This is a genomic window from Sphingomonas sp. Ell38C01, assembly GCF_055231975.1.
The window spans coordinates 902,299-926,217 of the sequence record NZ_JBUYVA010000001.1 but is presented as its reverse complement, the minus strand read 5'-3'; the positions used below and the strand labels follow the sequence as shown (position 1 = coordinate 926,217).

Annotated in this window: 28 protein-coding genes and 2 pseudogenes; 20 read left to right on the top strand and 10 right to left on the bottom strand. The window is 67.8% G+C overall.

From position 1 onward, the window contains the following. Genes ACV7NO_RS04460 through ACV7NO_RS04450 form a run of 3 tightly spaced genes read right to left on the bottom strand, consistent with a single transcriptional unit; the run spans position 1 to position 2,506 of the window. The gene (locus ACV7NO_RS04460; protein ID WP_463404815.1) at positions 1-441 is read right to left on the bottom strand and encodes a nuclear transport factor 2 family protein; all 441 of its coding nucleotides are present in this window, start codon (positions 439-441) and stop codon (positions 1-3) included. Then, positions 441-1,754: an MFS transporter gene (locus ACV7NO_RS04455; protein ID WP_463404814.1), complete on the bottom strand. Its 1,314-nt coding sequence runs from the start codon at positions 1,752-1,754 to the stop codon at positions 441-443. Before ACV7NO_RS04455 ends, ACV7NO_RS04460 begins: the two co-directional genes overlap by 1 nt. Further along, positions 1,751-2,506, bottom strand: a complete 756-nt coding sequence (locus tag ACV7NO_RS04450) for an SDR family NAD(P)-dependent oxidoreductase (RefSeq protein WP_463404813.1) — start codon at positions 2,504-2,506, stop codon at positions 1,751-1,753. The genes ACV7NO_RS04455 and ACV7NO_RS04450 overlap by 4 nt, the downstream gene beginning before the upstream one ends. A gap of 142 nt (positions 2,507-2,648) precedes the next feature. Between ACV7NO_RS04450 and ACV7NO_RS04445 the strand changes: the two genes are divergently transcribed. After that, a complete protein-coding gene (locus tag ACV7NO_RS04445) occupies positions 2,649-3,452 on the top strand; it encodes an SDR family NAD(P)-dependent oxidoreductase (protein ID WP_463404812.1) in 804 nt (267 codons plus the stop codon). Positions 3,453-3,458: 6 nt separating this feature from the next. On the opposite strand, the gene ACV7NO_RS04440 is transcribed toward ACV7NO_RS04445, so the two are convergent. Next, positions 3,459-5,795 carry a TonB-dependent receptor gene (locus tag ACV7NO_RS04440; protein WP_463404811.1) on the bottom strand — a complete coding sequence of 779 codons (2,337 nt, stop codon included), beginning with the start codon at positions 5,793-5,795 and terminating at the stop codon, positions 3,459-3,461. 149 nt (positions 5,796-5,944) lie between these two features. On the opposite strand from ACV7NO_RS04440, the gene ACV7NO_RS04435 reads away from it, so the two are divergent. Beyond that, on the top strand, positions 5,945-6,166 hold the full coding sequence (locus ACV7NO_RS04435; protein WP_463404810.1) for a hypothetical protein: 222 nt from the start codon (positions 5,945-5,947) through the stop codon (positions 6,164-6,166). Positions 6,167-6,666: 500 nt separating this feature from the next. Here the strand turns inward: ACV7NO_RS04435 and ACV7NO_RS04430 are convergent, their stop codons facing one another. Continuing rightward, positions 6,667-7,239 carry a DUF5946 family protein gene (locus ACV7NO_RS04430; RefSeq protein ID WP_463404809.1) on the bottom strand — a complete coding sequence of 191 codons (573 nt, stop codon included), beginning with the start codon at positions 7,237-7,239 and terminating at the stop codon, positions 6,667-6,669. 166 nt (positions 7,240-7,405) lie between these two features. Between ACV7NO_RS04430 and ACV7NO_RS04425 the strand changes: the two genes are divergently transcribed. The 4 genes from ACV7NO_RS04425 to ACV7NO_RS04410 all read left to right on the top strand — a co-directional run bounded on the left by ACV7NO_RS04425 (position 7,406) and on the right by ACV7NO_RS04410 (position 8,462). Continuing rightward, positions 7,406-7,531 (top strand): hypothetical protein, encoded by a 126-nt coding sequence (locus ACV7NO_RS04425; protein WP_463404808.1) that lies wholly within the window; start codon positions 7,406-7,408, stop codon positions 7,529-7,531. 161 nt (positions 7,532-7,692) lie between these two features. Further along, positions 7,693-8,079: a hypothetical protein gene (locus ACV7NO_RS04420; protein ID WP_463404807.1), complete on the top strand. Its 387-nt coding sequence runs from the start codon at positions 7,693-7,695 to the stop codon at positions 8,077-8,079. A 24-nt stretch (positions 8,080-8,103) separates the two neighbouring features. Then, positions 8,104-8,337 carry a hypothetical protein gene (locus tag ACV7NO_RS04415; protein ID WP_463404806.1) on the top strand — a complete coding sequence of 78 codons (234 nt, stop codon included), beginning with the start codon at positions 8,104-8,106 and terminating at the stop codon, positions 8,335-8,337. Continuing rightward, positions 8,334-8,462, top strand: a complete 129-nt coding sequence (locus ACV7NO_RS04410) for a hypothetical protein (RefSeq protein WP_463404805.1) — start codon at positions 8,334-8,336, stop codon at positions 8,460-8,462. Before ACV7NO_RS04415 ends, ACV7NO_RS04410 begins: the two co-directional genes overlap by 4 nt. Before the next feature lie 10 nt (positions 8,463-8,472). Here the strand turns inward: ACV7NO_RS04410 and ACV7NO_RS04405 are convergent, their stop codons facing one another. Next, positions 8,473-9,369, bottom strand: coding sequence for a LysR family transcriptional regulator (locus ACV7NO_RS04405; protein ID WP_463404804.1), 897 nt, complete (start codon positions 9,367-9,369; stop codon positions 8,473-8,475). 198 nt (positions 9,370-9,567) lie between these two features. Here ACV7NO_RS04405 and ACV7NO_RS04400 point away from each other — a divergent pair, with 198 nt between their 5' ends. From ACV7NO_RS04400 to ACV7NO_RS04385, 4 genes are all read left to right on the top strand, one after another. Continuing rightward, complete coding sequence (locus ACV7NO_RS04400; RefSeq protein WP_463404803.1) at positions 9,568-10,485, top strand: pirin family protein; 918 nt, start codon at positions 9,568-9,570, stop codon at positions 10,483-10,485. A 34-nt stretch (positions 10,486-10,519) separates the two neighbouring features. Beyond that, the gene (locus ACV7NO_RS04395) at positions 10,520-11,128 is read left to right on the top strand and encodes an FMN-dependent NADH-azoreductase (protein ID WP_463404802.1); all 609 of its coding nucleotides are present in this window, start codon (positions 10,520-10,522) and stop codon (positions 11,126-11,128) included. 81 nt (positions 11,129-11,209) lie between these two features. Beyond that, entirely contained in the window at positions 11,210-11,644 is a 435-nt protein-coding gene (locus tag ACV7NO_RS04390; protein WP_463404801.1) for a nuclear transport factor 2 family protein, read from the top strand. 27 nt (positions 11,645-11,671) lie between these two features. After that, positions 11,672-12,694: an Atu2307/SP_0267 family LLM class monooxygenase gene (locus tag ACV7NO_RS04385; RefSeq protein ID WP_463404800.1), complete on the top strand. Its 1,023-nt coding sequence runs from the start codon at positions 11,672-11,674 to the stop codon at positions 12,692-12,694. A gap of 85 nt (positions 12,695-12,779) precedes the next feature. Here ACV7NO_RS04385 and ACV7NO_RS04380 read toward each other — a convergent pair whose 3' ends face one another. Further along, on the bottom strand, positions 12,780-13,220 hold the full coding sequence (locus ACV7NO_RS04380) for a helix-turn-helix transcriptional regulator (RefSeq protein ID WP_463407278.1): 441 nt from the start codon (positions 13,218-13,220) through the stop codon (positions 12,780-12,782). A 1,467-nt stretch (positions 13,221-14,687) separates the two neighbouring features. On the opposite strand from ACV7NO_RS04380, the pseudogene ACV7NO_RS04375 reads away from it, so the two are divergent. The 7 genes and pseudogenes from ACV7NO_RS04375 to ACV7NO_RS04345 all read left to right on the top strand — a co-directional run. Beyond that, a pseudogene (locus tag ACV7NO_RS04375) lies at positions 14,688-14,981 on the top strand (TonB-dependent receptor plug domain-containing protein); the annotation flags it as partial. Between the two features lie 121 nt (positions 14,982-15,102). Beyond that, positions 15,103-15,456, top strand: coding sequence for a hypothetical protein (locus tag ACV7NO_RS04370; protein ID WP_463407389.1), 354 nt, complete (start codon positions 15,103-15,105; stop codon positions 15,454-15,456). A gap of 30 nt (positions 15,457-15,486) precedes the next feature. Further along, on the top strand, positions 15,487-17,028 hold the full coding sequence (locus tag ACV7NO_RS04365; protein WP_463404799.1) for a TonB-dependent receptor domain-containing protein: 1,542 nt from the start codon (positions 15,487-15,489) through the stop codon (positions 17,026-17,028). 147 nt (positions 17,029-17,175) lie between these two features. Beyond that, positions 17,176-17,657 (top strand): annotated as a pseudogene (locus tag ACV7NO_RS04360) (DUF5938 domain-containing protein); the annotation flags it as partial. Then, positions 17,642-17,824: a DUF5938 domain-containing protein gene (locus ACV7NO_RS04355; protein WP_463404798.1), complete on the top strand. Its 183-nt coding sequence runs from the start codon at positions 17,642-17,644 to the stop codon at positions 17,822-17,824. The pseudogene ACV7NO_RS04360 and the gene ACV7NO_RS04355, both read left to right, overlap by 16 nt. Before the next feature lie 39 nt (positions 17,825-17,863). Further along, positions 17,864-18,964, top strand: a complete 1,101-nt coding sequence (locus tag ACV7NO_RS04350; protein WP_463404797.1) for an AMP-binding protein — start codon at positions 17,864-17,866, stop codon at positions 18,962-18,964. Then, entirely contained in the window at positions 18,946-19,404 is a 459-nt protein-coding gene (locus tag ACV7NO_RS04345) for a class I adenylate-forming enzyme family protein (RefSeq protein WP_463404796.1), read from the top strand. Before ACV7NO_RS04350 ends, ACV7NO_RS04345 begins: the two co-directional genes overlap by 19 nt. Positions 19,405-19,598: 194 nt before the next feature. Here the strand turns inward: ACV7NO_RS04345 and ACV7NO_RS04340 are convergent, their stop codons facing one another. After that, positions 19,599-20,525 carry a LysR family transcriptional regulator gene (locus ACV7NO_RS04340; RefSeq protein WP_463404795.1) on the bottom strand — a complete coding sequence of 309 codons (927 nt, stop codon included), beginning with the start codon at positions 20,523-20,525 and terminating at the stop codon, positions 19,599-19,601. A gap of 77 nt (positions 20,526-20,602) precedes the next feature. Here ACV7NO_RS04340 and ACV7NO_RS04335 point away from each other — a divergent pair, with 77 nt between their 5' ends. The 3 genes from ACV7NO_RS04335 to ACV7NO_RS04325 are packed head-to-tail and all read left to right on the top strand — an operon-like array spanning position 20,603 to position 22,475. Then, positions 20,603-21,229 (top strand): DsbA family protein, encoded by a 627-nt coding sequence (locus tag ACV7NO_RS04335; RefSeq protein WP_463404794.1) that lies wholly within the window; start codon positions 20,603-20,605, stop codon positions 21,227-21,229. A 31-nt stretch (positions 21,230-21,260) separates the two neighbouring features. Then, positions 21,261-22,082 carry a hypothetical protein gene (locus ACV7NO_RS04330; protein WP_463404793.1) on the top strand — a complete coding sequence of 274 codons (822 nt, stop codon included), beginning with the start codon at positions 21,261-21,263 and terminating at the stop codon, positions 22,080-22,082. 3 nt (positions 22,083-22,085) lie between these two features. Next, a complete protein-coding gene (locus tag ACV7NO_RS04325) occupies positions 22,086-22,475 on the top strand; it encodes a nuclear transport factor 2 family protein (RefSeq protein ID WP_463404792.1) in 390 nt (129 codons plus the stop codon). 48 nt (positions 22,476-22,523) lie between these two features. On the opposite strand, the gene ACV7NO_RS04320 is transcribed toward ACV7NO_RS04325, so the two are convergent. Both ACV7NO_RS04320 and ACV7NO_RS04315 read right to left on the bottom strand, forming a co-directional pair. Then, positions 22,524-23,135, bottom strand: coding sequence for an NAD(P)-dependent oxidoreductase (locus tag ACV7NO_RS04320; RefSeq protein ID WP_463404791.1), 612 nt, complete (start codon positions 23,133-23,135; stop codon positions 22,524-22,526). Positions 23,136-23,159: 24 nt separating this feature from the next. After that, positions 23,160-23,909, bottom strand: a complete 750-nt coding sequence (locus ACV7NO_RS04315; protein ID WP_463404790.1) for an SDR family oxidoreductase — start codon at positions 23,907-23,909, stop codon at positions 23,160-23,162. Positions 23,910-23,919: the final 10 nt, after the last annotated feature.

Genomic DNA, 23,919 nt, shown 5'->3' with positions numbered 1-23,919 from the left:
TCACAACCCGCCGAACAGGAAACGCGCCACGCGCCGGCGGATCAGCCACTCGTCGCCCACGGGCACGAACAGATCGACATATTCGCCCATCGATCGAAGCGTATCGACGATCGGAATCGCCTCGTCCGACCCCACATCCCGCCAGCCGCGAAAGTGCGTGAAATAGGATCGCACCTCGACCCGGTCCTGCGCGATCCGCCGACCGGCAGCATTGGTCGCGACGTGACGGCTCACCATCCGTGGATCGCGCTCGGCGATCGTCGCATGCAGGTCCGCGCGTCCGCGGATCGCGACGTCCGGATAGGTCGAGGGCCGGACGAACTCCAGATCCTCGGTGAACAGCGCCACCAGATCGTCCGCAGCGTTGGCGTCCATATGGACGGACGCCAGGACCGCGGCGCGTTCGCACCGGTCGATCACGTCACGATCATCGTCGGACATCACTGCGTCTCTCCCGCCTGCATGATCAAGCGCGCATTCCGCCGGGCGATGGCTGCGGCAGGATGCAACATCGCGAATGCCACCAGCGCCCCCGCCAGGCTGATCCCGGCGCAAAGGTACAGTCCGGGAAGATAGCTGCCCAGTCCGCCGCCGGACCGCACGAGCAAGCCGGTAACATAGGGTGCCGCGAACCCGGCCATGCTCGTCAGCGACAGGATCACGACCAGCATCGCATTACGCTGCTCCAGCGGGGCGATCTCGCTCACCAGCAGGGGAACCGCCCCGCTGACCGACATCACCAGCGCGATCGCGACGGCGAGCAGGCCCAGCCTGATCCCGTCGCCACCGACCAGCCCCATCGCAGCGATGCAGCCGCTGCCCACGACCAGCGCGCCGACCATCGGGAACACCACGGCGCGGCGCGACGGAAGGCCGCGCTTCAACAAAGTGCCGTTGAGCGATCCCGAGGCCAGCATCGTCACCGCGCTCAGGCCGAAGATCCCCGAAACGATCCAGGCGGCATCGACCGCGGTGAGCCCGATGCCGACCTGGATCATCGGGAACAGCCAGGCGACGGCGAACGCGGTGATCCAATAGGCGCACAAGCCGGTCGTGATGATCGCCAGCACGACCGGATCGCGAAGGAGCCGCCAGTCGATCCCCGCTTTACGCGGTACGGCGGCGGCGGGACGCGCCGGGCCGACCGCGGCGTCCGGACCGTCGCGTCCGACCAGGATCAGCAGCGCCGCGACCAGCGCGCTCAGGATCGCACACAGGACGAAGCCGGCGCGCCAGCCATAGGTGGTCATGACCCCCGCCAGAATGGGCGGCGCGACGATCGACCCGAGCAACGGCCCGACCATCACCAGCGCCGTCGGCACCGCGCGGCGATGCGGCGCGAACCATTCATGCGCCGCCGCCACGGATGTCGAGATACTGGCACTCTCCGCCGCGCCCAAAGCCGCGCGGCACGCCATCAACACGCCGAGGGACGGCGCGAGGACGATCGGGATCTGCGTCACGGCCCAGACCGCCACCATCGCCGCCAGCAGGATCCGCGGACGCACCCGGCCCGACAGCGTCAGCCCGACGATCACACCGGAAATGCCGTACAGGCTGAAGAACGCACTGGCGAGAAGCCCGTACTCGGCAAGCGAGAGGTGAAGGTCGCGCATGATGGCGCTAGCCGCGATCCCGACCACCGACCGATCGAAATAGTTGAGCATCTGACCGACGCAGAGGATCCCCACCATCAGCCATGCCGTGCGGGTATCGATCCGGTCCTGCGGGATCGTCTGGCCGGCGCCGCTCATCGCGCGGTGTATCCGCCATCGACGAACAGTTCGGCGCCGGTGATGTAGGATGCGTCGTCGCCCGCCAGGAACGCCACCACCGACGCGATCTCGTGCGGCTGCCCGCTCCGGCCGAGCGCCGTCCGCGCGATCCGCTCGCCGCGCACCGCGGTGGAGTGGATCGTCGTCGCCGGTGTGTCGATCAGTCCCGGCAGGATGCAATTGACCCGTACGCCCTGCTTTCCGAGCATGACCGCCGCGTTCCGACTGAACATCCGAAGCGCCCCCTTCGTCGTATGATAAGCGGCCATCGTATCGACCGCGACCGACCCGAAGATCGAGGAGATGTTGACGATCGAGCCGCGGCCCCGCCGTACCATGTCGGGCAGCAGCGCGCGGATGCCGAGCATCGGTCCGGTCTGGTTGATCGCGATCACGCGGTTCCAGTCGTCGATGTCGATATCCGTCAGGGCGGCACCTTCCCCGCGGATGCCGGCGTTGTTGACGAGGATATCCGCGCCGCCGTGCCGCTCTGCAAGCTGCCGCGCCAGTGCCGCCCAGCCAGGCGGGTCGGCGACGTCGAGAAGCGTGAACCGGACGCCGTCGCTTTCGGACCAGGCAGGCGTGACGGTATCCGTAGCAACCACGGTGGCGCCGGCTGCGGACAGGCGCGACACGATCGCGCTGCCGATACCGCCGGCAGCACCCGTGACCACCGCCACCCTGCCTTCGAGCGTCGCCGATGATACCGGCCGAGCCGCTGCGCTATCCATTTCGGTTGCTCCGAATGCCAGGCATCGCCGAGCGCACGGCGTTCGCCGCCATCACCGTCTCAAACGTCCGTACACGGACATGCTTGACGAATGCAGTGTCCATGGCTTTTCTCGAAGCCAGACGATCGGGGGAGGAAACATCATGACGCAGCGACCGGACGGACGGGCGATCTTCGCGACGAATGCCTTCGCAGGGCGCACGGCGGTCGTCGCCGGGGCGGGCAGCGGGATCGGTCGCGCGACCGCGGAGATGCTGGCCGCACACGAGTGCGCGGTCGTCGTCCTGGATCGCGACGCCGCGACCGCCGCAGAGGTTCGCCATGCGATCGAGGCGGCCGGCGGCACCGCGCAGGCCGCGTGCGCGGACGTTACGTCGGCAGCGTCGATCGCAGCCGCGATGGCGTCGATCCGCGACTGGCGTCCCGGCATCGACTGGCTGGTCAACTCCGTCGGCATCGTCGTCGGCGGCGCGCTCGTGGATACGCCCGAGGCGGACTGGCGGCGCAACTTCGCGGTCAACGTCGACGGGGCGCTGCTGTTGTGCCGGGCGCTGCAGCCCGTGCTCGCGCGCAGCGACGCCGCGGCCATCGTCAACATCGCCTCGCTGGCGGGGCGCACCGCCTATCCCGGCGGTGGCGGCTACGGACCCAGCAAGGCGGCGCTGATCTCGCTGAGCCACCAGATGGCGATCGAATGGGCCCATCTCGGCATCCGCGTGAATGTGGTGGCGCCCGGCACCACGCTGACCCCGCTGATCCGGCAGGTCCACTCGAGCGCCTCGATCGCCGAACGCGCCAGGGCGACCCCGCTCGGCCGGCTGGTCGAGCCCGTCGAGGTCGCCGCCGCCGCCTGCTTCCTCGTGTCCGAGGCGGCGAGTGCGATCACCGCACAATGCCTCGATGTGGATTGCGGGATGAGTCAGGCTCTCGTACGTCCGGCGACCTGACATACGCTAAAGCTTGTAGGTGAAGCGCACGCCATAGGTGCGCGGCGCGCCGCCATAGGCGATATAGGCGAAGTTGCGCGCCTTGGTATCCGCATAGACGACGTCGAAGAGATTCCGGCCGAACACCGACGCGGACCAGGCCGGCTGGTTGAAGGTCAGGTCGGCGTTGGTCAGGCCGAACCCCGCCTGGTCGAGGCCTGGCGTGTTCAGGAAGTCCGTCGCGTACCGCGATCGATGCTCGTACGAAACGCGCAGCGCGGCCGACGCCCCGGGCCCGCGCAGCGCATGCGTGTAGGTGGCGGCGACATATCCCGTCCACTTCGGGATCTTGACGAAGCGCAGGGTGGAAGGATCGGTGACGCCCAGGATCGGCACCGTGAATTCCTTGTACTTCGCATCGATGTATCCGACGTTCGCATTCAACTCGAGCGCGCGGACGGGCTTGATCGTCAGCTCCCCCTCGAGGCCGCGGATACGCGAGTTGGCGGTATTGACCAGCGACTGCACGATCACCGCCCCCGGAACCGTCACGACCTGCTGGATATCGCGATACTCCGACTGGAACAGGCTCACGTTCAGTCGCACGCGGCGGTCGAACAGGTCGCTTTTTACGCCCAGTTCATAGGCGTCGACGCTTTCGGGATTGGCCGGCCCGATGCCGACGCCGGTCCGGTCCGTCGTGCGTGGATTATAGTTGCCGCTGCGAAACCCTTGCGTGAAGCTGGCATAGAGCAACACGCGCTCCGCCGCTTGCCACGTGACCACGGCCCGGGGCGCGAAATCGTTCCAGTGGGTCTTGGCGCGCGCGGGCGCCAGGACGCTGGTGGCAGGCGTCGCGCCGATCGAGGGCACGACGCACGACTGAAAGGTCGCGTCGGTGCACGGAACCAGCGGCGTGTATTCCAGCCGCTTGTGATCGGACGTGAAGCGGCCCCCGAGGGAGATCTTGAGACCGGGTACGATCGTCCAGTCGACGTTCGCGAACCCCGCATAGGACGCGACATGTTGATCGAAGTCGCCACGGATATAGGCGAAGCCGGGAGGATTGGTGGCCGGGATCGTCCGGCGCTGCTCGGTCACCTTGGTGTCGTAGGCGAGATAGAACAGCCCGGCGGTAAGATCGAGCCGCTCGGAGAGCGCGACGTTGTAGCGGCTCTCGAGGCTGTATTCCGTGTTGCCCTCGCGATTGTTCGGCAGGAGCAATCCGTCGAACGGCGTGCCGGCGTTGTTGGTGGTCGAGTCGTAGCGGATACGCCGGAAGGCGCCGATCGTCGTCAGCAATCCCGCGCCGATGTCGTTTTCCAGTTCGGCGATGACATGGCCGCCCCTGATGCGGACGTTGCCCACATCGCCGATGTTGGTCGTGTAGCCGCTGGTGGTGGGCGTGTAGCCGAACTGGGTCACGGACTGCGTCGGGACGCCACCCGCCGGCGTCGCGAAGTTGCGCGGTACGGTGCCGTCGTCGTCGAAGTCCTGATACTGCGTGAACAGCGTCAGTCGCGTGCCGCCCGAAATGTCGAAATAGAAGGTCGGCTTGATGACGATGTCGCGGACGTCGCCGATCCGGCCGACCCGGTGGCTCGGCGCGGTTCCGGTCGGATTGCCGGGCGCGGGCACGAAGAGGCCCTGGTTGGTGTTGAGAACCGTGCCGCTGTTCCGCCTGAACAGCACCGCGATCTTGCCGAGCACGCTATCCGATCCGAGCGGACCTTCGACACTGGCGTTGAAATCGACCGCGTCGAAATTGCCGTAGGAGACGTCGAATTGCGCGGCAGGCCGGCGGCCGGGGCGCCGTGTCCGAAGGACGAAGGCGCCGCCCGTTGCGTTGCGGCCGAACAGCACGCCCTGCGGGCCGCGCAGGATCTCGACCGACTCCAGGTCGAAGGTGCTGACCACGGCTCCTGCCTGATACGCCAGCACCATCCCGTCCTGAACGATGTTGACGGCGGGATCGACGCTGCGGATCGACGACGACAGGCCGATTCCGCGGACGGAAAAGTTCGGGAATCCCGGAAACGTGCCCGTCGTATTGGTCTGCACGTTGGGGGCCAGCGCGCCCACGTCGATCAGGCTGACGCTGTTGGTGCTTTTGAGGATGCGGGAATCGACGGCGGTGATCGCGATCGGCACCTTCTGCGCGCTTTCGCCGGCCGCACGACGCTGCGCGAAGACGACGATATCCGAAACCGCCTCGCCATCGGCGGTCGGCGCATCGGCCGGCGGGCTGGACGCCTGCGCGGCCGCTGGCTCCTCCGGTGCAGACGAAGCCTGACAGAAGGCAGGGACTGCCACGAACGGCATCAACGCCGAGGTGGAAACAAGAAGTTTGATGGCGTCGCGCATCGGATTGACCTCTTTGCTGCTGTTTTCAGAAACTCGCGATGGGCGCGATGCCCGCAGAGGCGATCCGTCCGGACGCCCGCGCTCGCCGCGTCGGTGACAGCGGGCCGGTCACATTGCCTCCGGCCTCGGCCTGACGGCGTCGCGCGTGGATGAGCGAGGCCGGCGCGTCCGGCCTGCGGGCCGGCCTGGCGGCGACGAGGCCCATGGCGTTCTGGCTGGGACTGATGGCGGAACCGGGAACGATCGTCTCGAGATCGGCAGGCGCGACGATGATGCCATGGTGCCGCGACCGCTCGCCGTCCGCGCACCTCGCGGCGTCCGACGGACCTATACGCGGCGTCGCCGGCGCGAGACCCGCGCAAGGCGCGTGAAAACGAACCCCAAAGGCCATCGGCCCCCTCCCCAATAATCGCCTCGTGACGGGCGACATGGACAAGGGGTACGACATAACCGTCACATGGTCAAGCTAATCGTCTTTTGCGTCGAATACATATTACCTGTGACCTGTTGTCACGATAATTTCGAACGCTGTCGCGCGAGTAGCCGCCGGCAAAGTCTACGAGTCGACGTTCATGCCGACACAACCGTTCAATCATGCCGGCCAGACGATAGCGGGCATGCTGGAGAGTTGCGCGATGAGCCGGGCGGCACAGCACGGACTCGCCCTCGAAGACGCGCACGGCGCTTGGTCGACGTCAGCGCCGATCGAGAACGACGGCGGCCCATCCGCCCGCACCGTTCGTCGGATCGCGCGGGAATGGCAGGTCATGCGTGGCCGACCTGTAGATATAAGCGGCAATTGGCACGTCGCGGGAGGGTGCGGGCTTCCCGGAAACGATCGAGAAGTGGGAATAGCGTGCGGTTACCGCGATCAGAGCCCTACTCGATTGAGAATACCCTTGGTCGGCTGATTCAAAGCGTGCCAAGCATCATAGGCGCAATGCGCCCAATCGCGCACCAAAGCGGCATGGTTGTCAACTGGCCCGGCGAGCACGTCGGCGTGAGTGACCGCAAAGCATACTGGGATCGTCGGCAACGGGGGAAAACTACGCGCCGCCAACTTCTGCATGATCGGCGGGATATCCGCGAGCGGACGTTTATGCCCGAAGGCTAGATGTAGCGCCGCATAATGCACCCACACCGACTGGGTCGCTCGACGGTCACTAACGTCGCCGGGATGCTGTAGCGCATAAGCATCGACTGTAAGTCTATGAACAGCTCCGAAAAGAACCGGGTTTTCATACTCCCGCGCCAGCAGATCACCGTAGGAAGACCAGCAACCTGCGGTTGACAGCATGTACTTATGCGTCGCGCCCGATGTTTCGGGGAAAAGCCCCCCACAGCCGAAGCATTTTTGACGAGGGGTTTCGTTAACGCTGTCAGTTACCACATCACCACTCCGTAGGATGAGATGACGGATATCCCCTGCCACGGTCTGCTGCAATCAGCCTTGCAAGCGTGACAAGGACTCGGCTTCCCGCAAACGAACGTAGATCGGGAAACCGGCCGCGCCGGTCGCGCTGACGGTCGCAGGTCGGCTTCGCTTTCCCGAAATCCGTTCCCGATTCAGGATTCCCGAAATCGCGAATTTCGATGGGACAGCGGGAAGGATGGCGATCGGTTACGCGCACGTCGCGACGGCCGATCAGAGCGGGACGCTTCAACCTGACGCCTTGACCGAAGCTGGCCGAGAAAAGCTGTTCACGGACACGGCGAGCCGCGTGAAGGTCGTGTGAAAGCGATCATTCCCGATGCGCCGGATGGTCTCGACCGGCTGGACATCGTTCGAAATAATCGAACATCTCTGTCGATTCTTTTCGGCTGCTACGATGGTTCCGATGCTGCCAGAAGGTCCCTGCAAACACCGCCCCGGCGGTCATGAACAGGGAACTTGGCCATGGCTTATCTGGATCTCGCTTTCGACCTGCCGCGCTCCGCGATCGCCGCTGCCGCTACCCAAGCGGGCCCGCGTCACGACGCCGTCGCGCTGGTCGCGCCGCTGGAGCGTCAGGTGCTGCAACTCGCCCGGTCGGACGGACGCTGGAGCCTGCGGACGCCGGGGCGGATCGACACGCTGCTCCGGTGGGTGTTCGGGTTCAAGCCGGCCAACCGGCTCGCCGATCCGCGGCTGGAGGCGCTGCGTCGCTTCGCCGTGATGGTCCGGCTGCGTGGCGACCGCCTGCGGGCGCAGGAAACCGATCGGCTGCTCGCTGCCGGATTTGTCGGCGAGGCGATCGACGAGATCCGCCGGATGATCCGTCCCTCCGGGCGCGCCGCCGCCTGATCCTCTTGCCAAGGGAGTTTCGTCATGTCCGCCATTACCCATCGCGCCCCGGCCCGTCGGACGCCCCACCTCCACGGCCTCGATCCCGTCCATCTCGCGATCCGCGCGCTGTATGTCGTCGCGGGCCTGGCCGCTGCCGCCTCGCTCTACGCGCGCATGCTGGCCCTGCTTGAAGACGTGATTCCCGCCGCGATCATGACGCTGATGGTCGCGCTGACGATCCATCTTCTGGTGCGTCGGGGGGATCGGCGGTCATGATCTGGTTGCCGGTATTCCTCATTGTCTGCGGCCTTGGCCCGTCGCAGGCTTCGCAGATCGCCGCGACGCTCGAGGTAATCGATCAGGCCGGCACGCCCTGCCCCCACCGGGCGAAAGTCCGCTGATCTGGCGGCGTCATGGCTGCTGGTTTCGCAGGCGCTCGATCAGCCAGGCCGCCGCAGGACCCGGCAGGGTGTCGCTGCGGTGGATCGCATGCATGGCGTAATCGCCCGGCGCCGCATCGGGCATGTCGAGATGGACAAGGCGTCCCGACGCGACGTCGTCGTGCACCATCGGCTCGGGCATATAGCCCCAGCCGATCCCCGCCTTCAGCAACATGTGCTTGGACGAGACGTCGGCGAGCCGCCACGTGCGGCTGCTCATCACCGCGAAGTCGCGGCCCTCCGTCATGCGCGATCGATCGGTCAGCACCAGCTGGATATGCGCGCGCCCCGCGCCCGGCGGGTTGCGCCCGGCCTGCGCCAGCGGGTGGCTGGCCGCTGCGACCGGGATCAGCCGGACCCCGCCGATCGCGATCCGCTCGATGCCGTTCACCGTGTCGAGCGGCCCGCTGACGCCGATGCTCGCGCGCCGGTCCAGGATATGCTGCGTCACCGCGCCCAGCGTCTCGACCGACAGGTGCAGCGACACGGTCGGATAGGCGTCGAAGAACGCGGTCAGCGCATCCACCACCCGATCCTCGGGCAGGAACGTGTCGAGCACGACGTGCAGTTCGGACTCGAGCCCCTGCAACAGCCCCTTCGTCTTCGCGCGCAGCCCGTCGATCCCGTTCGCGACCAGCCGCGCCTCGCCCAGCACCATGCGGCCGGCGTCGGTCAGTTGCGGCTTGCGCGTCGATTCGCGGTCGAACAGCCGGATGCCGAGCTGCGCTTCCAGATTGGCGATCGTGTAGCTGATGACCGAGGTCGCGCGGTTCAGCTTGCGCGCGGCGCCCGCGAAGCTGCCGACCTCGACCACCGTGACGAGCACGCGCAACTGGTCGAGGGTCGGGGTGCCGGGTTCCGAGCTCATCCTGCCTCCATTCCTGACGGGCACAGGGCCCGCTCGCCCAGGCGGGCATACCGACTTTATCGAACATAGCGATCTAAACTTGCCCGGTTTTCGCGAAACCTCGCGATCCGTATCTGAGGCGCAAGGCGGCGCTTCGGGACATCCCCCCTTTCCGCAAGCGCTGCCGACACGACGAGCATGGTTCGAGGAGACGCCACGATGACGCTTTCATCCCACGCCGGTCCGGTCCAGCAGATGATCCTGCCCGCGACCCGCGACCTGGGCGACTTCTCGGTACGCCGCGCGCTGCCGTCGGCCAAGCGCCGCATGGTCGGCCCGTTCGTGTTCCTCGACAGCTTCGGCCCCGTCGTGCTCGGCCCCGGCCAGGGCGCCGACACCCGCCCGCATCCGCATATCGGGCTGAGCACGCTCACCTATCTGATCGAGGGCGAGAGCGACCACCGCGACAGCGCGGGCTATGTCCAGACGATCCGCCCGGGCGAGGTCAATCTGATGACCGCCGGCCGCGGCATCGTTCATTCGGAGCGCAGCGGCCCCGCCAGCCGCGGTCGCGAGGAGACGATGTTCGGCTTCCAGGCCTGGCTGGGCCTGCCAAGCGCGCTGGAGGAAACCGATCCCGGCTTTCACCACGTCGCCGCAGCCGACGTGCCGATCCTGAGCGACCGCGGCATCGACATGAAGCTGCTGGCCGGCAGCTTCGGCGGGCGCACCGCCCCGACCCGGCTGTTCTCCGAGACGCTCTATGCCGATGTCGTGCTCGCCCCGGGCACCCGCTTCGCGATCGAGAGCGGGCATATCGAACGCGCGGTCTATGTCGTCGAGGGCGGGATTGCCGTCGAGGGGCAGATCGGCATCTTCTGCAAGGACGAGCTGGTCGTGTTCCGCCCGGGCGCCGAGGTCGTCGTGCGCGCCGATGGCCCGACCCGCCTGATGCTGATGGGCGGCGAACCGCTCGACGGGCCGCGCCACATCTTCTGGAATTTCGTGTCGAGCCGCCAGGATCGCATCGACCAGGCCGCCGCCGACTGGCGCGAACGCCGCTTCCCGGGCGTGCCCGGCGACGACGTCGAATTCATCCCGCTCCCCGAAACCCCGCCGCGGCGCGCGGTAGCCTGACTTTCCTCCCCAGACCACTGAAAGGATCCAAGCCATGAAACTCCTCCACATCGATTCGAGCATCCTCGGCGCCTATTCGGTCAGCCGCCAGCTGTCGGCCCAGGCCGTCGCGCAATTGACCGATGGTCGCGACGATATTGACGTCGTCTATCGCGACGTCGCCGCCGATCCGATCCCGCATCTGTCGGGCGGCTATCTCGCCGCGCTGCAGGGCGCCGAGGCCGATCGCACGCCCGAACTCCAGGCCGAGATCGACCAGAGCGCGGCGGTCCTCGAAGAGTTCATCGCCGCCGACATCGTCGTGATCGGCGCCGGACTCTATAATTTCGGCATCCCCAGCCAGCTCAAGGCGTGGATCGACCGCGTCATGGTCGCCGGCAAGACCTTCAAATACGTCGATGGCCGGCCGGTCGGCCTGGTGCCCGGCAAGCGCATCGTCCTGACGATCGCACGCGGCGGGGTCTACACCGGCGACTCGCCGACCGTGTCGTTCGAACACACCGAAACATACCTGAAGACCGCGTTCGCGTTCATCGGCCTGGATGCCGAAGCGATCGTGGCCGAAGGTATCGCCATCGGGCCGGACCAGCGCGCCGCGGCCATCAAGGACGCCGAGGCGCAGATCGCGGCGCTCGCCGTCTGAACCGGGCGGGCGGGATGCCGTCATGGCGGCCCGCCCCCTCCCCGCACCGCTGCGCGCCGGATCATTTTCAGGAGACCCGACATGACCGATCAGGACAACCGCAACGTCGAGATCGCAAAGGAATATTTCCGCCGCAGCGACGCGCAGGACCCGCGGCTGATGGAACTGTTCCATCCCGACCTGCAATTCTACTTCCCGAAATTCGGCATCGGCCACGGGCCGCAGTCGGTGCTCGACATGGTGTCGACGTTCGCCGGGCAGCTCGAGGCGATCGAGCATGACAAGGACACGCTGCTCTACGTCGCGCGCGATCCCCATGTCATTGTCGAGGGCACGTCCCGCGGTCGGCTGAACGGCGTGGACTGGGAAGGCGGGACAACCGCCGGAGGACGTTTCTGCAACGTCTTCGAGTTCCGCGACGGGCTGATCGCGCGCTGCCACGTCTATCTCGATCCCGATTATACCGGGCAGGACGAGGCGCGCTTCCGCTGGGGCCACGACGGACGCACGTGGTAGGCCGGACACGATAACGGAGACGACATCATGGAAATCGGCATCGACAGCTTCGCTGCGACATCCGCGGCACTCGGCGAGGAGCCGCCGGTCGGCGACGCCGATCGCATGGCGTTCCTGCTCGACGAGATCGTCGCGGCGGACCGCGCTGGCCTCGACGTGTTCGGTGTCGGCGAGCATCACCGCGTCGACTATCTCGACAGCGCCCCCGCCGTCATTCTCGCCGCCGCGGCAGCGCGGACGAACACGATCCGGCTGACCAGCGCGGTCACCGTGCTGAGCGCCGCCGACCCGGTGCGCGTGTTCCAGGAATTCGCGACGCTGGACCTGATCGCGCGCGGCCGCGCGGAGATGGTGGTCGGGCGCGGATCGTCGATCGAGGCCTATCCGCTGTTCGGGTTCGACCTGAACGAGTACGACGCGCTGTTCGCCGAGAAGCTCGATCTGCTGCTGGCGATCCGCGAACGCGCCGCCATCGACTGGTCGGGCCGGTTCCGTGCGCCCTTGCAGGGCCAGGGCATCTATCCGCGCCCGCACCAGCCGGTGCTGCCGGTCTGGCTGGGCGTCGGCGGGACGCCGCAATCCTTCGTGCGCGCCGGCACTCTGGGGCTGCCGCTGATGATCGCGATCATCGGCGGGGAGATCGCGCGCTTCCGTCCACTGGTCGACCTGTATCGCCGCGCCGGTGCGGCGGCAGGGCACGCGCCGGAAACGCTGAAGGTCGGCGTCCACGCGCTGGGCTTCGTCGCGGATACCGACGGCGAGGCACGCGACGCCTTCTTCCCCGGCTGGCAGTACATGTTCACCAAGGTCGGCGCGGAGCGCGGCTGGCCGCCCGCGACCCGCGCGCAATACGACCAGATGACCGGCCCGCGCGGCGCGTTCCTGATCGGCAGTCCCGACACGGTGGGCGCGCAATTGCAGCAGGCGGACCGCGATCTGGGCGGGATCGACCGGGTGACGTTCCAGATGAGTTCGGCCGCGCGCGACCAGCCCGCAATGCTCCGCTCGATCGAACTGCTCGGGCAGGCGGTGCGGCCGCGGGTGCGGTAGGGTCCCGGCAGCGGCAGCGGCACCGTACTTCGGGACCGGGTCGGAAAGGCCGTCCATGGCCGCGGTCCTTTCGAACCGCCCCGCCTCAGTCTTTCTCGTCTGCATCCATCGACAAGTCGAAGCCCAGCGTTTCGGCATGCGCCACCGCCTGGATGCGCGATTCCGCACCGAGCTTTCGCATGACGTTCTTCAGATGCCATTTCACCGTTTCCGGCGTCAGGTGCAGCATCCGCGCCATTTCCTTGTTCGAGATGCCGGACGCGAGCGCGGACAGGATGGCGATCTCGCGCGCGGTCAGGAACGACAGGTCGTCGCCCGGCGTATGGCCATGCACCGCCGGATAGGCACCGACGTTCGCGGGTCGAACCTGGGCGACGAGGGCGAGGAAGGAACTGGGGACGAAGCTGGCGCTGCCCAGTTCGGTACAGACGCGGACGCCGTTGACGGTGAGGATGTCGGTGATCGTCCGGCTGAAACCGTTGCTGGCGCTGCGGTTGATCGCCTTCACCGCGGCGAGGTCGACCATCCGGTCGCACCGCCCGCTCAGCTGCGGGAGGATCGAGAACAATGTCGCCTTCAGTTCGAGTTCGACGTCGCCGCGCGCGGTAGCGAGCCGTTGGAGCCGGTCGCAGACGAGATTGAGCCGCGGACGGTCGCCCGCGTCCATCGCCTCGTAGATGCGCATTTCGGCCAGGATCGCAAAGATCCGCGCCGCGATGCTGCCCGGGGCGGCGATCGCGGCCTCTTCGTCCGTCATCGCGAGCAGGGCGTCGGGCGCGGTCGTCCGCGGCAGGCCCAGGCGGGAGCGATCGACGACGCATTGCGCCAGCAACCGCTGCCAGCCGTGACGGCAGGCCAGCGCCTCCGCCCGCTCGATCGCGCCGGCGGCCGCCCCGATGTCGCCACGCTCCGCGGCACCCCGCACCCGCACGATCTGGGAGGCGATCGTCGCGGCCTCGCGCTGGCTGGTGGCGGCGGAGACCGGAATGTCGTCGAGCACGGCGTTGGCGGCCGACAGGTCCCCGCGCTCGTACAACGCCCCGGCCAGGAAGGCGACGACTTCGCTCCATGCGTCGGGGCCGGTGCGCCCGGTCGCGTCGGCGGTCAGTTGCCGGTGCACGGCGGCGAGCGCGCGCTCGGCTTCGGTCGGCTGCCCCTGGCTGCGGTAGCAGGTCGCCGTCACGATCGCGGCGCGGCCGATCGTCATCGCATCCCCGGCGCTCGCCCGCAGCGGCGCGACCAGCGCATGCGCGCATGACCAGTCTCCCGCCGCCATCGCGGCGTCGGCATCGTCCAGCCGCGCCATCGCCGTGGCGAATCCGGTGTCCGCCGTGCCCTCCGGGACGCAGACACTGCCGCCGGTGTCCGCGCCGGTGTGCGGTCCGTGGTCGAACCGGTCGAGCCACCTGCCGGCCTCGGCGTCGAGCGTCCCGGTCGGAAGGAGCGCAACCCATTTGCGGACGTCCCCGCCATGGCCGCAACGGATCATCGGCAGCGCGGCATCGCGCAGCAGGGCCGCGGCAACAGCTTCATCGACTGACCGGATCAGATGACGGATCGCCGCGGCGAAGTCGCCTCGTGCCTTGGCACCAGCGGCGGCCTCGCGATGCAGGCGCGATCGGCTCTCATCGTCGAGCAGGGCGGACAGCGCCGAGCATAATGGCGGCAGGAGACGATAGCCGCCCGCGGAGTACGTCACGAACCCGCCCTCTCCCGCCAGTGCCGCCAGCCGATCGCGCCCGGTTTTGGCAAGCGCGCCGAGGTCCTGCGAATCGATGCTCGCGGCGACCGCGAAGCGCATCAGCAGTGCGACGTCGCCCGCATCGAGCGCCTCGACGATGCGCCGCTCGGGCGCGCCGTCGTGCGACGACATCCGCGATCCGGCGGGCCATCCGCCGACCGCATCGCGCCGCGCGGCGACCAGTGCCGGCGGCAGGTCGGGGTTGAGACGCGAGGCCTCCGCTTCGGTCAGCGCCAGCGCGTCGCTATCCAGATGCCGCAGGACACCTTGGGCGTCGAGGCTGTCGAACACATCGTCACCGCCCAGGAGCGCGCGCAGAACGTCCAGAACGTGCCGATCGCGGTGTCCGCCATCGGTGGCGAGGCGCTGAAATCGCGCGGTATCTCCGACGTCAGCAATCTCGCCAGCGTGATCCCCAGCCTTCAGGTCACGACGCCCTACGGCAAGACGCAGCCGAACTTCTCGCTGCGCGGCGTGTCGGTCGCCAACAAGTTCGCGGCGTCGACCGCATCGCCGATCGGCGTCTACGTCGACGAGGTCTACCAGAGCTTCCGCGCGAGCCACGGCCAGCAGCTGTTCGACATCGACCGCGTCGAGGTCGCAGGGGACGCTGTACGGGCGCAACACCACCGGCGGCGCGATCAGCTTCATCACCCGCCGTCCGACATTGGGCGAAGCGCCGACCGGCTTCCTGACGCTCGGTTACGGGAATTACGACACACGCACGGCCGAGGGCGCGATCGAGGCCACGCTGGTGCCGGATCAGCTCGGCCTGCGGGTCGTGGGCACCTATGCCAAGGGCGACGGCTGGCTCTACCATGCCGCGCAACGCCGCGACATCGGTACGATCAACAATTTCGCCGGTCGTGCGACGCTGCGCTGGCGCCCGGTCACGGATCTGGACGTGACGTTCAAGGTCTATGCCGCCAAGGACAATCCGATCGGCGCCGCAGCCTATGGCTTCGGGCAGCTTGCCGGCGGGCGCGATGCCTTGGGCTATTCGCGCTTCGACCCGGCGTAGAACGGCGGCAAGCCGCTGGGCCGGGACGAGGTGTCGGCCGATACCAACGGACGTCTGTTCACCGACAGCGTCGGCGGATCGCTGACGGTCAGATACGATGTGGGCGACACGCTCTCGGTCACCTCGATCACCGGCTATGACAAGGGCCGCTATCGCAACGCGCTGGCGGATTGCGACGGATCGCCGAACGATCTGTGCTCGATCAGCTATTTCTCGAAAAGCACCAACTTCAACCAGGATCTGCGGCTGACCTATGCGGGCAGGCGGCTGAATGCGACGGCTGGGCTGTATTACGGCAAGGCTGTCGTCGATTCGCGCAACCGGCCGGACTTCTTCGGCGTGCTGCGCCCGCTGCTGCTCGGTGCCGGCCTGCCGGGACGCTATGGCAATCCCGCGATCGCCACGCCGGATTCGACGGGCATCGTTCCCGCCTTCGCGGTCAATCCCGCGCTGACGCCGACGACGCCGGGCTTCTGCGCGCCCGTGGTCGCCAACCCCGCCGGCTTCCTCGACGCGCGATCGCTGATCGCGCTGCTGACCGACATCTCGATCAACAATTCGGGTGGCGGCGGGTTCGGCGGCGCCTGTTCGGCAGGATGCCGCGCGGCGGGTGCGCCGCCGTTCGCATCGATCCTGGGGGAACAGGTCTATACGATCAGCCGCCCGTCGAAGGCGATCTATGCCGATGCCAGCTACGACGCGACCGACAAGCTGACGCTGACCGTCGGCCTGCGCTACACCAGCGACGACATCCGCTATCGCAACGGCCGCACGACGATCTTCAACCTCGCCGGCACCGCGCCGATCATCAGCACCATCCCCTACAGCTTCCCGTACAACGCCAGCCTGCCAGCGGTCAGCCGTTCGGAAAGCGCCAACCGGCTGACCGGTCGTGCCAACGTCAGCTACGACATCGCCGATCATGTGATGGGCTATTTCAACTCCAGCCGCGGCTATCGCGCAGGCAGCTACAACGGTCTCGCCTATAAGGGCCTCAACCAAGTCTATTACATCAAGCCCGAGAAGGTCGACGCGTTCGAGGGCGGGCTGAAGATGCGGCTGTTCGACCAGCGGGTGCATTTGAACCTCGCCGCGTTCTATTACGATTACGCCAACCAGCAATTCACGCAGGTGGTCGGTGCGACGACCTTCACCCGCAGCGGCAACGGGCGCCTGTTCGGGGGCGAGGCGGAGCTGTCGATCCGCGCGACCAGTCGCTTGCGCTTCGACGCATCGCTCGGCCTGCTCGATACCAAGTATACCGGCAACGTCGCCGATCCGAACGACCCGAGCAGCCCGACGCTGCCGATCAACGGGAATCCGTTCCCGTTCGCATCGAAGATCACCTTCACCGGCGGATTCGATTTCGATGCGGTGAAAACGTCCGACACGCGGCTGACGCTGGATGGCGACACGTCCTACAACGGCAAATATTATTTCGACCCGTTCAAGAATTACGGCCAGTCGCCATGCGCCCGCCCTGCCCCCCGGTTTCAACATCTTGCGGGCGGGACCGAACATCGCCTGCGGCAATCACGGATACTGGCTGCTCAACGGACGCATCACCTATGACACGCCGCGCTACGCCGTGGCGATCTGGGGCAAGAACTTCGCGAACAAATATTATTACAGCTGTCGCCCTGCATCGCGCAGATGTAGACGATCGGCGAGATCGCGGCGAACATCGCGCTGGAGACGCCGGGGCAGGACACGCTCGACGTGCTGGTGCTGTGGACGGGCTTCCCGACCTATGCCTCGACCCAGACGATCTTCACGATCCTGAAGGTGAAGTGGTTCTATCTGTTGGATAATCGCTACGTCCAATGGCCGATCGATACGAAGTTTGAGGTCGCGGTGCCCGGCCAGCATCTCACCACGCTCGCGCTGCCATGGGGCGGCACCTCGCACCCGATCTGGTTCAAGGACGATCCGCGCGTCGCGACGTGCAAGGTGCAGGGCGGCGTCTTCGCGCGAGAGGTGATGGAGAATGTGGTCGCGATGACCAGAATGGTCGAGACCGACATCCTGCCGCTGCCGCTGGAGGAACAGGAACGAAGCTGGGCGAGATCGCGGCGTCGGTGCAGGCGGCGATGCCGCCGCGCGAGAATCCGCGGATCAACACCACGATCGATTCCGTCTACGGCTCCGGCCCGCTGGTCCGCACGCACGTCGTCATCCACGGCAATTGCAACTACAAGCAGACCGGCCTGCTCCAGGCGTTCTGCGCCGCGGCGTTGCTCGCGCAGCCGCCGCGCCGCGCCGCGCCGGATTCGCCTCCGCCTGTCAGGCCTTCGGCTACCGCGAACTGCTCGGCACGCTGCGCAGCTTCGGGCTGGCGATGAAGCCCGTCGTCACGATCCAGGACTGACCGGCACACACCGACAAGCACCGGGGGGCGGAGACCGACATGCGGCTGGCGGATTATCTCGACAAGGGGGCGTCGCTGGGTGGCGATGCCCCGTGCCTGACGATGGGCGACGTGCGGCTGGACTATGCCGCGGTGCAGGCGCTGACGCATCGCATCGCGCGGCGGATGGCCGCGGCGGGCGTGGCACCGGGCGCGCATGTCGCGATCCTGTCGGACAACGATCCGGTCGCCTTCGCCTGCGTCTTCGCGATCTCGCGCGCCGGTGCCGTCTGGTGCCCGATCAATCCGCGCAACAAGGCGACCGAAAATGCGCAGGTGCTCGGGGGGTTCGACTGCACCGTGCTGCTCTTCCAGCAGCGCTTCGCCCCGCTGGTCGAGATCCTCGCCGCCGCCTTGCCCGCGCTGACGCTGCTCCTATGCCTCGACGCGGACCTGCGGTTCGCCCCATCGCTGGCGACCTGGCTGGGCGATGCGGATGACGCGCCCTTCGCTGCCGAACCGGTCACCGATGTCGCGATGCTCCCCGGCACCGGCGGCACCACCGGCGTGCCCAAGGGCGTGATGCTGACCGACGCCAATCTGGAGGCGATGACCGCGCTGACGCTGATCGCCTATCCGTTCGACGGTCGCCCGGTCTATCTGGCGATGGCGCCGCTGGCCCATGCCGCAGGCGTCCTCGCGCTGCCGATCCTGGCCCTGGGCGGCGAGATCGTGGTGATGCCCAAGGCGGATATCCACGCCTTCCTGACGGCGATCCCGGCGCATCACATCACGCACACTTTCCTGCCCCCCACGCTCATCTACATGTTGCTCAACGATCCCGATCTCGACGCCACCGACCTCACATCCACGCAATGCTTCTGGTACGGCGCCGCGCCGATCTCCGCCGACCGGCTGACGGAGGCCCTGATACGGATCGGGCCGGTGATGGCGCAAGTGTTCGGCCAGACCGAGGCACCGATGATGATATCGTCGATGGCCCCGGCAGAGCATTTCCACGTCGACGGCAGTATCGCGGACGGGCGATTGACCTCCGCCGGCCGCCCCGGTGCGCTGGTCGAGGTCGCGACGGCGGACCGGACGGCCATCTGCTGCCCCGCTGCGCCACGGGCGAGATCGTCGTGCGCGGATCGCTCGTGATGAAGGGCTATTACCGGAACCCCGTCGCGACGGCGGAGGCGCGCTCCCCCGGCGGCTGGCACCGCGCCGGTGACATCGGCTATCTCGACGCCGACGGATACCTGTTCATCGTCGATCGCGCCAAGGACATGATCATCACCGGCGGCTTCAACGTCTATTCGGCGGAGGTCGAGAAGGCGCTGATCGCGTACCCGGCGGTGCAGGATTCCGCAGTGTTCGGCCTGCCCGACGCCAAATGGGGCGAACGCGTCTGCGCCGTCGTACAACTGCGCGCGGGCTCGACCGCCGATCCCGACGCGCTGGTCGCGCATGCCAAATCGCTGCTTGGCAGCGTCAAGGCACCCAAATCCGTGGCGATCTGGCCCGACTTGCCCCGATCGAAGGTCGGCAAGGTGATGAAGAAGGACATCCGCGCGCGCATGCTGGCGGCGCAGGCATGACCCGCGTGCCGGTGTTCCATATCAGCAAAAGGTGCGCCAGCGCTGTTCCTCGCGCGGCAGCCGATCCAGCACAGCGGGCGAGCGACAGGTCAGGGGGCACGCTGTAGCACGATCCCGGCCTCGGTGGCGCCTGCGTCGCGATGCGTCATGGCCGCTGACCCGCGGCGGACCGGCCCATAGCGGGTGGCGACGCATCAGCGGCGGCGTTCGCGCTCGGCGAGGATGTCGAGGAAGGCGGTGACGCGCGCGGGGCGGAACCGCGTCCACGGCATCACCGCATGGACGCCGCCGCTGTCGAGCTGCCAGTCCGGCAGCAGCCGGACCAGCCGCCCGCTCGCCAGATCGTCCGCCACCGCGAAATCGGGCAGGATCGCCAGCCCCGCCCCGCCGCGCGCCGCCTGAAGCACGCCGACCGTCGCGCTGATCGCGAGCGCGGTGGTGAAGCGCACCGTCTGCGCCGCGCCCGCATCCGACCGGAACGTCCAGCCGAGCGGATCGCCGAGGTTGCTGTTGGCGACGAACGGCAGCCCCGCGATATCCATCGGCGTGGCCTCCGGTACGATCGAATGGTGCGGACTGGCCACCAGCATCTGTCCGAACGTCCCGATCCGCCGCGCACGCAACGCGCTGTCGACCAGCCAGCCGACCCGGATTGCGAGTTCGATGTCGCTGCCGACCGGATCGAGCGTCGCATCGCTCAGCACCAGGTCGACGGTGCAGGCGGGGAAGCGTTCACGGAACGTGGCGATCGCGGGCACCACCATCGTGACGCCGTAATCAAGCGGCGCGGTCAGCCGCAGCACGCCGGTCGGCGCGTGGTCCCCCGCCGCCAGTCCGTCGAACGCCTCCTGCGCCTCCGACAGGACCCGGGTGCAGCGTTCGTAGAAGATCCGCCCTTCCTCGGTCGGGCGGAGGCTGCGCGTCGTGCGGACCAGCAGGGTGGTCTCGAACGCCTGTTCCAGCCGCGCGACCTGGCTGCTGACCACCGCCTTGGTGATCCCCAGCCGCGCGGCGGCGGCGGTGAACGATCCGGCTTCGACGACCTCCGCGAAATAGGCGAGGCGTTTCAGGTTGTTGATGCCGTGATTGGCGGCGGCACGGGGATTGTATGCTGTGGGCATACGGTGTCGGATAGATTGCCGATCTATCCCCGGCAATCCGTTGCGCCCATATTCTCGTCGACATGGAGGCAAGTCAGATGACGACCCGATTCCTATATCTTTTCGATCCCCTGTGCGGCTGGTGCTACGGTGCGTCCGCTGCGATCGCGACGCTGGCGGCGCAGCCCAGCGTGACGGTCGAGCCACTGCCGACCGGGCTGTTCGCGGGCGCGGGGGCGCGGACGCTGGATGCCGGCATGACGGCGCATATCCTGAACAACGATCGTTCGATCGCTGCCGCTACCGGTGCGCCGTTCGGCGACGCCTATCGCGCGCGCATCCTGGGCGGCGGCGACGTGCGGCTCGACAGCGGCCCCGCGACGCTGGCGCTGACCGCGGTCGCGCGCACCGCGCCCGACCGCGAACTGGCGCTGCTCGGCATCGTCCAGCGGGCCCGCTACCGCGATGGACAAGACATCGCCGACACCGACGTGCTGGCGGACCTGCTGCGTCAGGCGGGGCTGGAGCCGGCCGCACATGCGCTGGTCGAGGGTGCGGCAGATCTGCACGCGGCCAATCGCCAGCGGCTGGAGCGCGCCGGGTCGATCATGCGCCACCACGGCCTGCGCGGCGTCCCCGCGCTGCTGCGGATCGACGGCGACACGCTGAGGCCGGTCGATACGAACCTTCTGTACCGCGACCCGCTGTCGCTTCTGGCGGCCTGATCGCTTTCCATCCCACCACCGGAGACAGACCATGACGACGAGCGACACCCTGCACTGGCAATCCTTTCCCGCCGGCGAACACGGCTTCTTCCGCGCACCGGTGCTGCTGTGGGGCGCGACCGAGGCGGTGCTGGTCGATGGCGGCTTCACCCTGCCCGACGGGCGCGCGCTGGCGGAGGCGATCGCGAAGACAGGCCGGACGCTGACCACGATCTACATCAGCCAGAGCGACCCCGATTATTATTTCAGCCTGGCGCCGATCACGGCGGCGTTCCCCGACGCGCGCGTGCTGGCCGCGCCCGAGACGATCGCCGCGATCGAGGCGAACGTCGCGAAGAAGCTCGCGACCTGGGGGCCGCAGCTCGGCGACAACGGGCCGAAGACGCTGGACGACGTGGTCATGCCGGCGCCGTTCACCGACACGGCGCTGGCCGTCGATGGCGAGCGCGTCGAGATCGTACCGGCCGACGGCCTCGCCAACCGGCGCTATCTGTGGGTGCCGTCGCTGTCGGCGATCGTCGGCGGGGTGCTGGTCTTCTCCGGCGTCCATGTCTGGACCGCGGACACCAACAGCGCGACGGGGCGCGCCGCGTGGATTGCGCAGCTCGACGCGATGCTGGCACGCGATCCCGCGGTCGTCGTGCCGGGGCACATGACCCCCGACGCGCCGACGGGGGCGGCGGCGCTGGCCTATACCCGCGATTACCTGCGCGCGTTCGAGGAGGAGCTGGCGAAGAAGCCCGACAGCGCGGCGCTGATCGCGGCGATGACCGCGCGCTATCCCGATGCGGGGATGGGCGTGGCGTTGCAGATCGGCGCGAAGGTCGCGACCGGCGAGATGGCGTGGGGCTGAACCATGGCCACGAACAAGGACATCATCCGCGCCACCTATGAAGGGTCGTCCGCCGAGAACGGCGCCAACCTGAAAGCCACGCTTGCGCCGCACGCGACATGGACCGAGGCGGCGGGGTTCCCTTATGCCGGCACCTATGTCGGCTACGACGCGATCGTCGAGAACGTCTTCCACCGGCTCGGCACCGAGTGGGAGGGGTACAAGGCCGAGGTCCACACCTATCTGGAGGATGGCGACCGCGTTGCCGCGTTCGGCGTCTATTCGGGGACGTACCGCGCCACCGGCAAGGCGATGACCGCCACCTTCGCGCACCTCTACCGGCTGGAGGATGGGAAGATCGTCACGATGGAGCAATATGTCGACAGCGCGACCGTGATGGCGGCGCTGTCGTAGGATCGGTGAGGCGCGGGCCGGCGGCAGCGAGGCCGCCGGCCCGATCGCTCAATAGCCGACGGTGAAGCGCTGGCGGCTATGCGCGGGGCGTTCGATCTCGTCGACCAGTGCGATCGCATAATCGGCGAACGAGATGCTCGATCCCTGCTCGTTCGCCAGCAGCGAGTCCTTGCCCAGCCGGAACACGCCGGTCCGCTCGCCCGCGACGAACATCGCGGACGGCGACAGGAACGTCCAGTTCAGCGACGGTTCGGCGCGCAGCAGGTCGAGGAAATCAGCCCCCCTGGTCGCTTCCGTCCGATAGGCGGCAGGGAAGTCCGGGCTGTCGAGGAGACGGACGCCGGGCGCGACCTCCAGGCTGCCGGCGCCGCCGACGACCAGATAGCGTGGCACGCCCGATTGCCGGACCGCGGCGATCAGCGCGTGCGGATCGCTCGCCGAGAAATGGACCGAGCTGACGACCGCGTCATGTCCCGCGAGCAGGCTGGCGAGATGCTCGGCATCCGCCACGTCGCCGCGCACCGCGGTAACGCCCGGCAGCGCCGCGATCCTGACCGGATGGCGCGCGATGGCGGTGACGCTGTGGCCGCGGTCCGACAGTTCCTTCAGGATGCACGCGCCGGCGTTTCCCGATGCGCCGATGAGGGCGATCTTCGCCATGATGATATCCTTTCGCGAGGGGGATCAGTGCGCCTGGCCGTTCAGCCGTTCCAGCGTGGCGGCGAAGCGGTCGTCGCGCTCGGCGAAACGCAGCGGGTGGACGCGCTGGACAAGAATCTCGGCCGAGGTCGGCTCCTGCGCGAACAGCGCCAGCACCTCGTCGGCGAAGTCGTCGAGCGGTTGATAGCCCTCGCGGGTCGATTGGCCAGGTGTCAGTTCGGTCTGCACCGCGGGCGGCGCCAGTTCGATCACCTCGACCCTGCCCGCGAGCGCGGCGCGCAGCGACACGGTGTAGGAGTGCATCGCCGCCTTGGTCGCGGAATAGGTCGGCGTCATCACCAGCGGCACGAACGCCAGCCCGGAGGTGACGTTGACCACCACGCCGTCGCCGCGCGCGACGAGATGGTCGACGAACGCGTCGGTCATCCGGATCGGGCCGAGCAGGTTGGTGGCGATCGTCCCCTCCGCATCGGAAAGGTCGCGGGCGGTGTCGAGCGTCTCGGGGCGCATGATGCCGGCATTGTTGACGAGGACGTTCAGGTCGGGAAAACGGGCGGTCACCGCCACCGCGAACGCCGCGATCGCGGCGGGATCGTCCGCGTCGAGCGTCATCGTGTGGATGTTGCCGCGTCCCGCCGCAGCCGCGTCGAGTGCCGCCTGTCGCCGTCCGGCGATGATGACGGTGTCGCCGCGATCGTGGAACCGGTGGGCCAGCGCCTCGCCGATGCCAGATCCGCCGCCGGTGATGAGGATCGTGTTGCCGGTATGCTTCATGACGATGTCC

Bases quoted from the DNA above. Each gene is read 5' to 3' on its own strand.
- ACV7NO_RS04460 (WP_463404815.1), bottom strand. From the start codon at position 441: ATGTCCGACGATGATCGTGACGTGATCGACCGGTGCGAACGCGCCGCG.
- ACV7NO_RS04455 (WP_463404814.1), bottom strand. From the start codon at position 1,754: ATGAGCGGCGCCGGCCAGACGATCCCGCAGGACCGGATCGATACCCGC.
- ACV7NO_RS04450 (WP_463404813.1), bottom strand. From the start codon at position 2,506: ATGGATAGCGCAGCGGCTCGGCCGGTATCATCGGCGACGCTCGAAGGC.
- ACV7NO_RS04445 (WP_463404812.1), top strand. From the start codon at position 2,649: ATGACGCAGCGACCGGACGGACGGGCGATCTTCGCGACGAATGCCTTC.
- ACV7NO_RS04440 (WP_463404811.1), bottom strand. From the start codon at position 5,795: ATGCGCGACGCCATCAAACTTCTTGTTTCCACCTCGGCGTTGATGCCG.
- ACV7NO_RS04435 (WP_463404810.1), top strand. From the start codon at position 5,945: ATGAGCGAGGCCGGCGCGTCCGGCCTGCGGGCCGGCCTGGCGGCGACG.
- ACV7NO_RS04425 (WP_463404808.1), top strand. From the start codon at position 7,406: ATGGCGATCGGTTACGCGCACGTCGCGACGGCCGATCAGAGCGGGACG.
- ACV7NO_RS04420 (WP_463404807.1), top strand. From the start codon at position 7,693: ATGGCTTATCTGGATCTCGCTTTCGACCTGCCGCGCTCCGCGATCGCC.
- ACV7NO_RS04415 (WP_463404806.1), top strand. From the start codon at position 8,104: ATGTCCGCCATTACCCATCGCGCCCCGGCCCGTCGGACGCCCCACCTC.
- ACV7NO_RS04410 (WP_463404805.1), top strand. From the start codon at position 8,334: ATGATCTGGTTGCCGGTATTCCTCATTGTCTGCGGCCTTGGCCCGTCG.
- ACV7NO_RS04405 (WP_463404804.1), bottom strand. From the start codon at position 9,369: ATGAGCTCGGAACCCGGCACCCCGACCCTCGACCAGTTGCGCGTGCTC.
- ACV7NO_RS04400 (WP_463404803.1), top strand. From the start codon at position 9,568: ATGACGCTTTCATCCCACGCCGGTCCGGTCCAGCAGATGATCCTGCCC.
- ACV7NO_RS04395 (WP_463404802.1), top strand. From the start codon at position 10,520: ATGAAACTCCTCCACATCGATTCGAGCATCCTCGGCGCCTATTCGGTC.
- ACV7NO_RS04390 (WP_463404801.1), top strand. From the start codon at position 11,210: ATGACCGATCAGGACAACCGCAACGTCGAGATCGCAAAGGAATATTTC.
- ACV7NO_RS04385 (WP_463404800.1), top strand. From the start codon at position 11,672: ATGGAAATCGGCATCGACAGCTTCGCTGCGACATCCGCGGCACTCGGC.
- ACV7NO_RS04380 (WP_463407278.1), bottom strand. From the start codon at position 13,220: ATGGTCGACCTCGCCGCGGTGAAGGCGATCAACCGCAGCGCCAGCAAC.
- ACV7NO_RS04350 (WP_463404797.1), top strand. From the start codon at position 17,864: ATGCGGCTGGCGGATTATCTCGACAAGGGGGCGTCGCTGGGTGGCGAT.
- ACV7NO_RS04340 (WP_463404795.1), bottom strand. From the start codon at position 20,525: ATGCCCACAGCATACAATCCCCGTGCCGCCGCCAATCACGGCATCAAC.
- ACV7NO_RS04335 (WP_463404794.1), top strand. From the start codon at position 20,603: ATGACGACCCGATTCCTATATCTTTTCGATCCCCTGTGCGGCTGGTGC.
- ACV7NO_RS04330 (WP_463404793.1), top strand. From the start codon at position 21,261: ATGACGACGAGCGACACCCTGCACTGGCAATCCTTTCCCGCCGGCGAA.
- ACV7NO_RS04325 (WP_463404792.1), top strand. From the start codon at position 22,086: ATGGCCACGAACAAGGACATCATCCGCGCCACCTATGAAGGGTCGTCC.
- ACV7NO_RS04320 (WP_463404791.1), bottom strand. From the start codon at position 23,135: ATGGCGAAGATCGCCCTCATCGGCGCATCGGGAAACGCCGGCGCGTGC.
- ACV7NO_RS04315 (WP_463404790.1), bottom strand. From the start codon at position 23,909: ATGAAGCATACCGGCAACACGATCCTCATCACCGGCGGCGGATCTGGC.